The organism is Citrobacter sp. Marseille-Q6884 (assembly GCF_945906775.1).
Classification (GTDB): Bacteria; Pseudomonadota; Gammaproteobacteria; order Enterobacterales; family Enterobacteriaceae; genus Citrobacter.
Genome location: NZ_CAMDRE010000003.1, coordinates 242330 through 254964 on the forward strand (window position 1 = coordinate 242330; position 12635 = coordinate 254964).

The window sequence follows — 12635 nt, forward strand, 5'->3', positions numbered from 1 at the left end:
CTGATGTTATTTAGATATATCTAATTTATATCTAAAGTTTATCGACTTGCAAGTCTATAAAATAATTTTTGTTTAATTTAATGATTATTAATGGTTTTTATGGATTGCTGATAGCTGTTTAATCTCAAGCTGACTATATCAAAAAAGTGCTTGCAATCTTTTTGATTAGCAATCATTATCATTTAAAAATAAATTTAGATATATCGTATTATCTTCACGAAGGCGAAAAAATGACAAAAAACACCTCACGCTACCCACAGCGCGTGCGTAACGAACTACGTTTTCGCGAATTAACCGTGCTGCGCGTTGAGCGTATCGGCCAGGCGTTCCAGCGGATCGTGCTGGGGGGCGAGGCGCTGGATGGCTTTGTTTCACAAGGTTTTGACGACCACACCAAACTGTTTTTCCCGCAGGCGGGCAGCGTATTTACGCCGCCGGAAGTGACCGACGAAGGCATTAACTGGGGCGAGGGCGTGCGCCCGGCGACCCGCGACTACACGCCGCTGTACGATGCCGAACGCCACGAGCTGGCTTACGATTTTTATATCCACGATGGCGGTATTGCCAGCCGCTGGGCGCTGGAAGCCAACATCGGCGATAAGCTGGTGATCGGCGGGCCGCGCGGCTCGCTGGTGGTGCCGGAAGATTACGCCTGGCAGCTTTATGTCTGTGACGAGTCGGGCATGCCGGCGCTGCGCCGTCGCCTGCTGGGATTACGTCAGCTGCCGGTGACGCCGCAGGTGACGGCCATCGTCACCGTCGCGGATGCTTCGTATAAAGATTATCTGGCGGATCTCGACGGCTTTAATATCGAATGGGTGGTAGGCCACAACCCGGCGTTCGTCGCCGAGCGGCTGGCTCAGGTCAAGGTGCCGTCAGAAGATTATTTTATCTGGCTGACCGGAGAAGGCGGCGTGGTGAAATCGCTGCTGGCGCGCTTTGAGGAGCCGAGTATCGATCAGCAACTGGTGCGTTCGCAGGCGTACTGGCATAGCAAATAATCGGCAGTGTGGTAAACCCGGATGGCGGCGCGTTGCGCCTTCTCCGGGCTACCTTTCAATGGTGTTATGTCGCCCCGGTAAGCGCAGCGCCACCGGGTGAGGCTTAGCGTTCCGCCAGCGCCTTAAACACCATCGCCACCGCGTGGGCGCCGGGGTCCATATTGCCGAGCAGGCTCTCGCTATTGAGATAGGAGGCGCGTCCGGCGCCGGCTTTGCTCGACTGGCAGGTGCGATCCGCGCCGGCCTGCGCCGCGGCGAAAGCGGCCTGCAGATTATCCGGTTCGGCCAGCAGCGCCGCCAGCGCCGGCTGTAGAGCGTCAATCATCGTCCGGTCGCCCTCATCGGCGCCGCCGTAAAATTTCATCTGCCCCAGACCGGCGTTCAGCGCTTCCGCCATGCTGGCGCCTTGCTCCAGCTTCTGCCCGGCGGCGGTGAAGAAAATCGACATCAATACGCCGCTGGAGCCGCCCATCACCACCGTCAGGCGTTCGCCAATTAGCGCGAACAGCGTGGGTAAATCATTGAGCGGCAGTTGCTGGCGTTGCAATAGAGCGGCAATCTCACGCGCGCCAGCGGCGAAAGTGGAGCCGGTATCGCCGTCGCCCACTTTGGCGTCAAGCGCGTTGAGATGGGTTTCGAGGCCGGAGAGGGTGCTGGTCACCTGCGCCACGTAATCGCCCACCTGCGGGTTGGCCGATGGCGTAAAGGCGACGCGTGCGCTGGCGAGCGCGGACGGCATGATATTAACAGCCCGCGGCTGCACCGGCTTCTGCCAACTGGCGGTTTCGACATCCGACAGCAGCGCCTTTTCAATGCTCTCTTCCAGCACGATAGTGGTCAGCGAGAAGCCTTTCATATCCAGCGCCGTTACCAGCGAAGCCGGGCCAATCAACCAGTCAACGCGCGCATGGAGTGGGGTGTTGGCCAGCTCGCGGGTCAGAATCGCCATCTCGGCCACCGACACGCCGCCGAGATTATTGAGCATCACCGCCAGGCGGCCGGTTTCAGGTAGGGCGGCGGTCAGCTTCTCTACCATAATCTGCATGATTTCCGCGCTGTTATGGGTCGCGATCGTCGAGGCTCCCGGTTCGCCGTGGATGCCCATCCCCAGCTCGGCGTGGCCGGGCTGATGGCGCGGCGCGCTTTCCGCTTCCTGCGGCAGGTGACAGCTGGCCAGCGCCACCCCGATGCTGGCGGTATGGTTGGCGGCGTATTGCGCTTCACGCAGGACGGTGGCGAGGTTGAAGCCGCGCTCGGCGAAATAACCCGCCACCTTATGCACAAGAATAGTCCCGGCGATACCGCGCGGCTGTTTGTTATCCGGCAGCGAAATATCGTCGCCGACGATCAGCATCTCTACGTTATAGCCAAGACGGCGCGCTTTCTCCGCCGCGAGGCCGAAGTTAAGCCGATCGCCGGTGTAGTTTTTAACGATCAGCAGACAGCCCGCCTCGCCGGTCACCGCCTGAATCGCGGTGAGTACCGCATCGACGCTCGGCGAGGCGAACAGATCGCCGCAGACCGCGGCGGTCAGCATGCCTTTACCAATAAAGCCGACGTGCGCCGGTTCATGGCCGGAGCCGCCGCCGGAAATCACCGCCACGTTGTTTTTATTCAGATCGCGGCGTACCACTACACGGATCGCCGGGTCGCTCTCCAGGCGGGCGAGGTTGTTCCACGGGCTGGCAATAATGGTTCCCTCGATCACGTCGTTAACGAGGCTGGCGCGCTGGTTAAAAAAGAATTGAGACATAGTGGTTCCTGATCAGTAAGCGAAAACTCACCCTCCGGAGGCGGGCCCCCGGAGTGGTAACGGTCAAAGTGGATTTAGCGACGAATAAGACGTTGCAGACGCATATCGAGCGTGATGGCTTCGCCAGGCTGAATATCATTCAGCGCTTCGCCCTGCTGGCATAGCCAGGCGATCCCCGCCGCGCGGGCGATAATCGCGCCGTGGGCCTGTTCGCTGCCGTCGCGCAGGCACAGGCCGGTGACCTTGCTGGCATCCAGTTGGAGTACAGTCGAGGGATAAATATTGTCGGCGATAATAATCGTCGGCTCACTGGCGAATGGCAGCGTCTCCTTAATACCCTGCAGATGGCGCAGCGTGCGCTGCAGAATATCGTCGACATCGATATAACGGGCCTGCAGATAGGCGTCATCCAGCTGACGATACTGCTGGCTGAGCTCCATCAGCACTTGATGCCACGCCCATTCCGCCGAGCACTGTTCGGTGAGCAGGCGATCGTTGGCGGCATCAAACAGATCTTCATCGTCGAGCAAGGTGTGATGACCGGCGAAGATCGCCGCGATATCGGCGTTAAATTTGTGTTCCGCCAGCTCGGTGAGCGCATTGAGATCGGCCAGCGTCTGGTCGATCGCCTGGCGCAGGCGCTGCTGCTCGCGGGCGATGTCGGCGGCGGCGGGGAGCGCCGGTTGGATCGGCGCCTGCGGATAAATCATCGCGGCGCCTTCAACACGCGCAGGTATGGCGGGTTCCGCTGTCGGCTGCGCCTCCGGCGACTCGCCGAAGTTATCGGCGGCCAGCGCCTGAAACGCCGCCAGCGCCGCATCGGCGTCCGGACCGCGGGCCAGCAGGCGCAGCTTATCGTGGCGGCGCACCTGTAGCAGAGCGATTTGATTCAGACTGTCCGGGGTGACGCATTTGCCGTTTTTCTCCAGCACCAGGTCGGCGTTAAAACCCGCCAGCGCGGCGACCAGCTTTGATGCCGGACGCACGTGCAGGCCGTTGTGATTGTTAATAATGACTGAAACCGATTTAGCATCGCCGTCGTCAGCAAGCGTTGGGGCGGCGGCGTCAGGCGTGTGCGAAGGTAAACCCAGCTGAACCCGCTTGGCTTCCAGGGCGTTCATGGCATCGGCGATAACTTTGTCGATCCCGGCGCCGGAGGCGGCGCTGACGGTGGCCGCCAGCGTCCCTTCGACCAGCGGCGCGGCGCACAGCCGCACCTTTGCCGCCATCGCCGGATCGAGCAGATCGAGGGCGGTTTCGGCGCTGAGCAGGGCGCTGCCGATATCCATCATCACCAGAACATGGTCGGTATCGGCGACGGATTCGATCGCCTCCATGACTTTAATCGGATCGGTGCCGATCGGGCTGTCGGGATCGTCGATCCCGGCGGCGATCGCCAGCTTACAGCCATCGTTCATTAACATCTGCCGGGCCAGTTCTCCGACACCTTCGCCCAGCCGGGCGCTATGAGAAACAATAACCAGGTTTACCATCGCGATTTCCTTACTCTTTGGCGGCGGCAGCCAGCATCTGAACCATAAACAGCACCGAGGTCGCGCCGGGATCCTGATGCCCGATGCTGCGCTCGCCGAGATAGCTGGCGCGGCCTTTACGCGCCTGCATGGTGATGGTGGCGTGGGCGGCGCGCTCGGCCACTTCGCAGGCGGCATCCAGCGCGGCAGGGATAGACAGATGTTGCTCGCTGGAATGACGCAGGGATTCCACCACCGGCAGCCAGACGTCGCACATCGTCTTATCGCCCGGCTCCGCTTTACCACGGTTGACGACGCCGTCCGCGCCTTCGCGGATCATCTGATAAAGCTCGTCGAGGGTCAGGCTCTGATGCGCCTGGGTGACCTGGGCGGCGCGGATAAAGAAGGTGCCGAACAGCGGGCCGCTGGCGCCGCCGACGTTGGAAAGCAGCGTCATCCCGGTATTCTTGAGAATAAAACCGATGTCTTTATCGGCGATCGACGGCAGCTTTTCGACCACTTTGCTGAAGCCGCGATGCATATTGAGGCCGTGGTCGGCGTCGCCGATCTCTTTATCAAGGCCGGTGAGAAAATCGCTCTGTTTGGTGAAAATGTCGCCACAGCGGTACAGCCAGTCGACGATTTGCGTTCTGTTCAGTGACATGTCGTGCTCCTTATTTTCCCCAGTTCAGCGCTGGGGTATGGACCGGGGCGTCCCATAACGCCAGTGTGTCATCATCCGCTTTCAGCAGGGTGATGGAGAAACCCGCCATATCCAGCGAGGTGCAGTAGCTGCCGATGAGGTTGCGTTCAATCACAATGCCGGACGCTTCGCAGCGCTGGGCAAGGCGGTTGTAAACGCCGTACAGTTCGGAAAGCGGGGTGGCGCCGAGGTTATTGGCCAGCGCGATAACCCGATCGCCGTTTTGCAGCGCGGTTTTGCTCTGTTTCACTTCCTGCCACGCTCCCTTGACGTTATCCCACTGGCGCAGCGTGCGGCTGTATGCGCCGTTTTCCAGCAGGGTATCGACCATCTCATCGACGGTTTGGTCGAGCGAGCTGAAGCGGCGGCGGTCGATACCCGGCTCGCCATGGATGCCGACGCCGAACTCCATCTCATCATCTTTCAGGGTAAAGGAGGGCTGTCCGGCGGCCGGTACGGTGCAGGCGCCCAGCGCGATGCCAATCGAGTGACCAAGGTTATTTAAACGGCGGCCCAGTTCAGCGCAGGCTTCCAGCGAGTCGCCGCGTTCGGCGGCGGCGCCGACCAGTTTTTCAATCAGCACGGTATTGGCGACGCCGCGGCGTCCGGCGGTATAGAGGCTGTCTTTTACCGCCACGTCGTCATCCACCACGACGGTGGTAACCTTAACGCCACTTTCGTGCAGCAGCTCGGTGGCGGTCTCAAAATTCAGGATGTCGCCGGTATAGTTTTTGATAATCAGCAGGACGCCTTCGCCGCCGTCAATCTGCATCGCGCATTCGAACATTTTGTCCGGCGTCGGCGAGGTGAAAATTTCCCCCGGACAGGCGCCGGAGAGCATGCCCTGGCCGATGTAGCCGCAGTGCATCGGTTCGTGTCCGCTGCCGCCGCCGGAGAGCAGCGCCACTTTGCCGGCGACCGGTGCATCAGCGCGGGTGACATAGACCGGGTCCTGGTGCAGCGTCAGTTCAGGATGCGCCTTCGCCAGGCCGATAAGCTGTTCACTCAGTACATCTTCCACACGGTTAATCAGTTTTTTCATTGTTTATGCTCCGTAGGGTAGGGGGAGGTCGCCTGTCTATAAGGGTAGCCCGGCGATGTAGTGATTCTGGCTGAGCGGGCGCAAAATAAAATGCCGTCAAAATTGGTTCCATAACGGAACGTAGAAAAGAATTTTTGTTCCTTTATGGAACATTAATTGCCGATAAACAGGAGAAATGCGAGCCAGCGCTAATAATTTGTCCGTTTTTTTCTGCTATCAGAAATGGGGCAAGGATGATTTTTTTCGCCATTGTGCCGCATTGAGGCGATTTTCTGCGTTAAAGAGGGGAGACGATAGCGGCTTTTTTGCCAAAATGATCCGATCGCGATCGCAATCCCATCGCTTTCTCAGTCACATTGTTTCAATGTGAAACGCATTATTTTTTTATCTGTTTCAGAACAGAACAAAAAAGGGAAAATTTTTTTCGCCGCGGCTCGCCCTACAGTGGATGCATCGCTCCGGCAGCGTGGCTGTAAGCGCCATTGATATCAGGCGCCGCGGCATGACGGCCTGGGCTCACGTGTCAACATACGCACTTATTTGAGGGTGAAAGGAATGCTAAAAGTTATTCAATCTCCAGCCAAATATCTCCAGGGACCTGATGCCGCCATGCTGTTTGGCGAATACGCTAAAAACCTGGCCGACAGCTTTTTTGTTATCGCCGATGACTTCGTGATGAAGTTGGCGGGCGACAAAGTATTGAACGGCCTGCATAGCCACAATATTAGCTGCCATGCGGAACGGTTTAACGGCGAGTGCAGCCATGCGGAAATCAACCGCCTGATCGCCATTCTTAAGCAGCACGGCTGCCGCGGCGTGGTGGGTATCGGCGGCGGGAAAACCCTCGATACAGCGAAGGCGATCGGCTATTACCAGAAGCTGCCGGTGGTGGTGATCCCGACAATTGCCTCAACCGATGCGCCGACCAGCGCGCTGTCGGTTATCTACACCGAGGCGGGCGAGTTTGAAGAGTATCTGATCTACCCGAAAAACCCGGATATGGTGGTGATGGACACGGCGATTATCGCCAAAGCGCCGGTACGCTTGCTGGTGGCCGGGATGGGCGATGCGCTCTCCACCTGGTTTGAAGCCAAGGCCTGCTTCGATGCGCGAGCCACCAGCATGGCGGGCGGGCAGTCCACGGCGGCGGCCTTGAGCCTGGCGCGCCTGTGCTATGATACGCTGCTGGCGGAAGGCGAAAAAGCACGCCTGGCGGCTCAGGCTGGAGTGGTGACCGATGCGCTGGAGCGTATTGTCGAAGCCAACACCTATCTGAGCGGTATCGGTTTTGAGAGCAGCGGCCTGGCCGGCGCGCACGCGATTCACAACGGTTTCACCATCCTTGAAGAGTGCCACCATCTGTATCACGGCGAAAAAGTCGCTTTCGGCACCCTGGCGCAGCTGGTACTGCAAAATAGCCCGCTGGAAGAGATCGAAACCGTGATGGGCTTCTGTGAAAAAGTCGGCCTGCCGATCACCCTTGCCCAGATGGGCGTGAAAGAGGGTATCGAAAGCAAAATCCACGCGGTGGCGAAAGCCACCTGCGCGGAAGGCGAAACCATCCACAATATGCCGTTCCCGGTCACCGCGGATAGCGTCTACGCCGCCATCCTTACCGCGGACCTGCTTGGGCAGCAGTGGCTGGCGCGTTAAGTCTTTCACAAGGTTCTATGCCGCGGCGCATTGCGGCATCAACTCCTCCCTCCGGCAGCCGCTGCCGGAGGGTTTTGTCGTTTTAACTGTGTTAACTCCAGCGGAAAAGGGATATGACAGCTCAGACTCAGGGTGCGGAAAATGAAGTTTCAGCCGTTATCAGCCAGTCGTGGCATCGCTGCAGCAAATTTATGCAGCGTGAAACCTGGCAGGCGCCGCATCAGGCGCAGGGGCTGACCTTTGAATCGATCTGCCGTCGCAAATAAACCCAACGTGCGCGGGTTCGTGTCCTGAACCGCCGCCGGAGATCACCGCCACGTTATTTTTGTTAAGGTCGCGGCGAACCACGATGCGAATGGCCGGATCGCTCTCCAGACGCGCCAGGTTATTCCACGGGCTGGTGATAATTGTACCGTCGATCACGTCGCTAACGAGATGGGTGCGTTGATTAAAAAAGAATTGAGACATAACGGCTCCTCGAGGTTGAGTGTAAGACAAACCCCCGAATGCATGTTCATGGTGCGGAGGCGATAGAGAGATTCTGGCGAAGTCAGCATGGAAAAAAACAACACGAAAATGAGTTTCATTACGAAACGTGATTGCTGTTTTTTGTTCCGAAATGAAACTTAATTAGGCGAGAAATCATCACAAAGCGAACTCGCTCGACTTTTTCCTCCTGCGATCAGAGCAGGCCACACGGCGCAGTCAGTCTTTTTTGCGGGGCTTTACCCAGGATGGCGCGTAATTGGGGAAATTTATCATCGTGTTTGTCGGTAATTTCGCGGTAACGGAACGGATCGAGATCGCAAATCTCATTATTTTTGTGGTTAAGCGTTCCAATATGAAACGCATGTCATTTTTATCTGTTCCATATCAGAACAAAATGACGAAAGATTTTTTTGTACACGCCTCGCCATACAGTTATTACATCGCTCCGGTACGTCCGCTTTCGCCGTCAACATCAGGCTAAACGGGTTAACGCCAGGGCTCACCATGTAAAAACATGTACTTATTTGAGGATGAAAGGAATGCTAAAAGTTATTCAATCTCCAGCCAAATATCTCCAGGGTCCTGACGCTTCTACCTTATTTGGTCAATACGCTAAAAATCTGGCGGACAGCTTTTTCGTGATTGCGGACGACTTCGTCATGAAGCTGGCGGGAGAAAAGGTACTCAATGGCCTGCACAGCCATGACATTAGCTGCCACGCGGAACGCTTCAACGGTGAATGCAGCCATGTTGAAATTAATCGCCTGATTGCCATTCTGAAAAAACACGGTTGCCGCGGCGTGGTTGGGATTGGCGGTGGGAAAACGTTAGATACCGCCAAAGCAATTGGTTATTACCAGAAGCTGCCGGTAGTGGTGATCCCGACCATCGCCTCAACCGATGCGCCAACCAGCGCGCTGTCCGTTATCTATACCGAAGCGGGTGAGTTTGAAGAGTATCTGATCTACCCGAAAAACCCGGATATGGTGGTGATGGATACCGCAATTATTGCCAAAGCGCCGGTACGTCTGCTGGTGGCCGGGATGGGCGATGCGCTCTCGACCTGGTTTGAAGCGAAAGCCTGTTATGACGCTCGGGCGACCAGCATGGCGGGCGGGCAGTCCACCGTGGCGGCGCTGAGCCTGGCGCGCCTGTGCTATGATACCCTGCTGGCGGAAGGCGAAAAGGCACGCTTAGCCGCCCAGGCTGGCGTGGTGACCGATGCGCTGGAACGTATTGTCGAAGCCAACACCTACCTCAGCGGTATCGGCTTTGAAAGCAGCGGCCTTGCGGGGGCACATGCCATCCATAACGGCTTTACGATTCTGGAAGAGTGCCACCATCTGTACCACGGTGAAAAAGTCGCCTTTGGTACGCTGGCGCAGCTGGTGCTGCAGAACAGCCCGATGGAAGAGATCGAAACCGTGCTGAATTTCTGTCAGAAAGTGGGCCTGCCGGTAACGTTAGCGGAAATGGGTGTGAAAGACGACATTGACGGCAAGATTATGGCCGTGGCTAAAGCCACCTGCGCAGAAGGTGAAACTATTCACAATATGCCGTTCCCGGTGACGCCTGAAAGCGTACATGCCGCTATTTTGACGGCAGACCTGCTGGGACAGCAGTGGCTGGCGCGTTAATCGGGCACAGGTAAATTTACCCAGCATCTTCTCCCCCTCTGACAGTCTCTGCCGGAGGGGTTGTCTATGGCAAAACAGCGGAAAGGGATATGACGGCGCACACGCATAGCATCGGGCAGGAAGTCTCTTCGGTTCTCGCCCAGTCCTGGCATCGTTGCAGCAAGTTTATGCAGCGGGAAACCTGGCAGGCGCCGCATCAGGCGCAAGGGCTGACCTTTGAGTCGATTTGTCGTCGCAAGACGGCGCTGCTGACGATTGCGCAGGCCGCGCTGGAAGATGCCTGGGAGTTTATGGACGGTCGTCCGTGCGCACTGCTGATTCTGGATGAATCAGCCTGTATTCTCAGCCGTTGCGGCGATCCGCAGACGATAGAACAGCTGGCGGAGCTTGGATTTCGCGACGGCAGCTATTGCGCGGAAAGCATTATCGGCAGTTGTGCGCTGTCGCTGGCGACGATGCCGGGGCAGCCGACAAAAACCTCTGGCGCTCAGCACTTTAAACAGGCGTTGCATCCGTGGTCGTTCTGCTCGACGCCGGTGTTCGATAACCATGGGCATCTGTTTGGCTCCATCTCATTGTGCTGTCTGGTAGAACATGAGTCCGTTTCTGATTTATCCCTGACGCTGGCGATTGCCAGAGAAGTCGGCAATTCATTGCTGACCGACAGCCTGCTGGCAGAATCCAACCGCCATCTGAACCAGATGTACGGGCTGCTGGAGAGCATGGATGATGGCGTGATGGCCTGGAATGAGCAGGGGGTGTTGCAGTTCCTCAATGCGCGCGCGGCGCTGCTTTTGCATCTCGACGCGCAGGCCAGCCAGGGCAAAAACATTCACGACCTGCTCAATATGCCCATGCTGCTGCGTCGGGCAATTAAACATGCCCGCGGTCTGAATCACGTCGAAGTCACTTTTGAAAGCCAGCACCAGTTTGTTGATGCTGTTATCACCCTGAAGCCGATTGTTGAGGAGCAGGGCAACAGCTTTATCCTGCTGCTGCACCCGGTGGAGCAAATGCGTCAGCTGATGACCAGCCAGCTTGGTAAGGTGAGCCACACCTTTGAGCAGATGTCGACGGACGATCCGGAAACCCGACGCTTGATCCATTTTGGTCGCCAGGCGGCAAGGGGGAGTTTCCCGATCCTGCTGTGTGGGGAAGAGGGCGTAGGGAAAGAGCTGCTGAGCCAGGCCATTCACAATGAAAGCGAACGCGCCAGCGGACCGTATATTGCCGTGAACTGTCAGCTGTATGCCAACAGCGTGCTGGGGCAGGATTTTATGGGCAGTGCGCCTACCGATGATGAAAATGGTCGGTTGAGCCGCCTTGAGCTGGCGAACGGCGGCACGCTGTTTCTGGAGAAAATTGAATATCTGGCACCGGAGCTGCAATCCGCGCTGTTACAGGTGATTAAGCAGGGAGTATTAACCCGTCTTGATGCCCGTCGGCTGATTCCGGTGGATGTGAAAGTGATCGCCACCACTACGGTTGATCTCGCTAATCTGGTGGAGCAAAACCGCTTTAGCCGCCAACTGTATTACGCGCTGCACTCTTTTGAGATTGTTATCCCGCCGCTACGGGCGCGGCGTAACAGTATTCCCTCGCTGATTTATACGCGACTGAATAGCCTGAAAAAACGCTTCTCATCCAGCCTGAAGATCGACGACGACGCGCTGGCACAACTGGTGGCTTATTCGTGGCCGGGCAATGATTTCGAGCTGAACAGCATTATCGAAAACATCGCTATCAGTAGCGATAACGGGCATATCCGGCTGAGTAATTTACCTGATTATCTGTTTGCCGAGCGTCCCGGTCTGGAGACCGCGTCTTCCCTGCTGCCAGCCAGCCTGACGTTTACCGCTATCGAAAAAGAGGCGATTATCCATGCCGCCCGTGTCACCAGTGGGCGAGTACAGGAGATGTCGCAACTGCTGAATATTGGTCGCACCACCTTGTGGCGTAAGATGAAGCAGTACGACATCGACGCCAGCCAGTTTAAGCGCAAACATCTGGAGTAGTTTCTTCGATTCTGGCCATGGAGAACAGCGCATCCGACAGCCGGTTGATATAACGCCTGGGTTCATCGCGTAACGTCAGCTTTTTGTCCATCGCGATGAGGATCCGCTCCAGCCGCCGTGCCAGGGTGCGCGCCACGTGTAGTTGTGCCGATGCCAGATTTTTCCCCGGAATGACAAATTCTTTCAGGGGGCCGCTCTGCGCCATATTGCGATCAATAAGTTGCTCCAGCGCCTGAATATCCTCGGCGTTAATCGTCTGCGTTAAGCGGGCGAGACCTTTCTCATCGCTGGCGAGTTCCGCCCCCAGCACAAACAGCATCTTCTGGATGGCATGCAGATCCTGGCGTAATTCTGCCTGGCGCGAGCTGGCATAGCAGACGCCAAGCTGGGAAATCAGTTCATCCACCGTACCATAGGCGTTAACGCGGATGTCGTCTTTGTCGATACGGCTGCCGCCAAATAGCGCGGTCGTGCCTTTATCACCGGTTCGGGTATAGATGCGATACATTTATTTTATCTCGCTGAAGGGAAGCACTTTGACCAGTTGGCCCGCATTGGCGCCGAGCGTGCGGATGCTGGCTATCCCAGCGGCGATATGCCCGCAGACCAGCGCCCGATCCTCGGGTAGCTGGGCGTGGGTTAGGGCAATATCACCACTGGCGCTGAGGCCGAGACCCACGCGTAGCGTTGAGCTTTTAGCCGCCAGCTTGCTGAGGGCCAGCGCGCAGTCATGCTCGTCGCAACAGATTGTCCGGCAAGGGACGCCTTGCTCTTCCAGCCCCCAGCATAGTTCATCAAGCACGCGCGTATCCTGCCAGCGTGAGTGATAAAACAGATGTACGCCCGGTGATGAAAGTGACATTGCGCCCC

At 57.2% G+C, this 12635-nt stretch carries 10 protein-coding genes and 2 pseudogenes; 5 read left to right on the forward strand and 7 right to left on the reverse strand.

The features are described 5' to 3' along the window. Positions 1 to 230 precede the first annotated feature (230 nt). The gene (locus tag N7268_RS24865) at positions 231 to 1001 is read left to right on the forward strand and encodes a siderophore-interacting protein (protein ID WP_007372176.1); all 771 of its coding nucleotides are present in this window, start codon (positions 231 to 233) and stop codon (positions 999 to 1001) included. A gap of 103 nt (positions 1002 to 1104) precedes the next feature. On the opposite strand, the gene N7268_RS24870 is transcribed toward N7268_RS24865, so the two are convergent. From N7268_RS24870 to dhaK, 4 genes are all read right to left on the reverse strand, one after another. Next, entirely contained in the window at positions 1105 to 2754 is a 1650-nt protein-coding gene (locus tag N7268_RS24870) for a glycerone kinase (protein ID WP_007372177.1), read from the reverse strand. A 74-nt stretch (positions 2755 to 2828) separates the two neighbouring features. After that, the gene (gene dhaM, locus N7268_RS24875; protein ID WP_007372178.1) at positions 2829 to 4247 is read right to left on the reverse strand and encodes a dihydroxyacetone kinase phosphoryl donor subunit DhaM; all 1419 of its coding nucleotides are present in this window, start codon (positions 4245 to 4247) and stop codon (positions 2829 to 2831) included. A 10-nt stretch (positions 4248 to 4257) separates the two neighbouring features. After that, positions 4258 to 4890 (reverse strand): dihydroxyacetone kinase subunit DhaL, encoded by a 633-nt coding sequence (gene dhaL / locus N7268_RS24880; RefSeq protein WP_007372179.1) that lies wholly within the window; start codon positions 4888 to 4890, stop codon positions 4258 to 4260. A gap of 10 nt (positions 4891 to 4900) precedes the next feature. Continuing rightward, positions 4901 to 5971: a dihydroxyacetone kinase subunit DhaK gene (dhaK, locus tag N7268_RS24885; RefSeq protein ID WP_260864727.1), complete on the reverse strand. Its 1071-nt coding sequence runs from the start codon at positions 5969 to 5971 to the stop codon at positions 4901 to 4903. A 555-nt stretch (positions 5972 to 6526) separates the two neighbouring features. Here dhaK and N7268_RS24890 point away from each other — a divergent pair. Next, on the forward strand, positions 6527 to 7624 hold the full coding sequence (locus N7268_RS24890) for a glycerol dehydrogenase (RefSeq protein ID WP_007372182.1): 1098 nt from the start codon (positions 6527 to 6529) through the stop codon (positions 7622 to 7624). 113 nt (positions 7625 to 7737) lie between these two features. Further along, a pseudogene (locus tag N7268_RS25255) lies at positions 7738 to 7887 on the forward strand (hypothetical protein); the annotation flags it as partial. Here N7268_RS25255 and N7268_RS24895 read toward each other — a convergent pair. Then, positions 7877 to 8092, reverse strand: a pseudogene (locus N7268_RS24895) (dihydroxyacetone kinase subunit DhaK); the annotation flags it as partial. The pseudogenes N7268_RS25255 and N7268_RS24895 sit on opposite strands and share 11 nt — an antisense overlap. A 560-nt stretch (positions 8093 to 8652) precedes the next feature. Here N7268_RS24895 and N7268_RS24900 point away from each other — a divergent pair. Both N7268_RS24900 and dhaR read left to right on the forward strand, forming a co-directional pair. Next, complete coding sequence (locus tag N7268_RS24900) at positions 8653 to 9750, forward strand: glycerol dehydrogenase (RefSeq protein ID WP_007372185.1); 1098 nt, start codon at positions 8653 to 8655, stop codon at positions 9748 to 9750. A gap of 89 nt (positions 9751 to 9839) precedes the next feature. Continuing rightward, positions 9840 to 11765 (forward strand): dihydroxyacetone kinase operon transcriptional regulator DhaR, encoded by a 1926-nt coding sequence (dhaR, locus tag N7268_RS24905; protein WP_009653098.1) that lies wholly within the window; start codon positions 9840 to 9842, stop codon positions 11763 to 11765. On the opposite strand, the gene N7268_RS24910 is transcribed toward dhaR, so the two are convergent. Both N7268_RS24910 and N7268_RS24915 read right to left on the reverse strand, forming a co-directional pair. Continuing rightward, positions 11743 to 12273 carry a cob(I)yrinic acid a,c-diamide adenosyltransferase gene (locus N7268_RS24910; RefSeq protein WP_007372187.1) on the reverse strand — a complete coding sequence of 177 codons (531 nt, stop codon included), beginning with the start codon at positions 12271 to 12273 and terminating at the stop codon, positions 11743 to 11745. The genes dhaR and N7268_RS24910 overlap by 23 nt on opposite strands. Then, positions 12274 to 12627 (reverse strand): glycerol dehydratase reactivase beta/small subunit family protein, encoded by a 354-nt coding sequence (locus N7268_RS24915; RefSeq protein ID WP_007372188.1) that lies wholly within the window; start codon positions 12625 to 12627, stop codon positions 12274 to 12276. It abuts the gene before it with no gap. Positions 12628 to 12635: the final 8 nt, after the last annotated feature.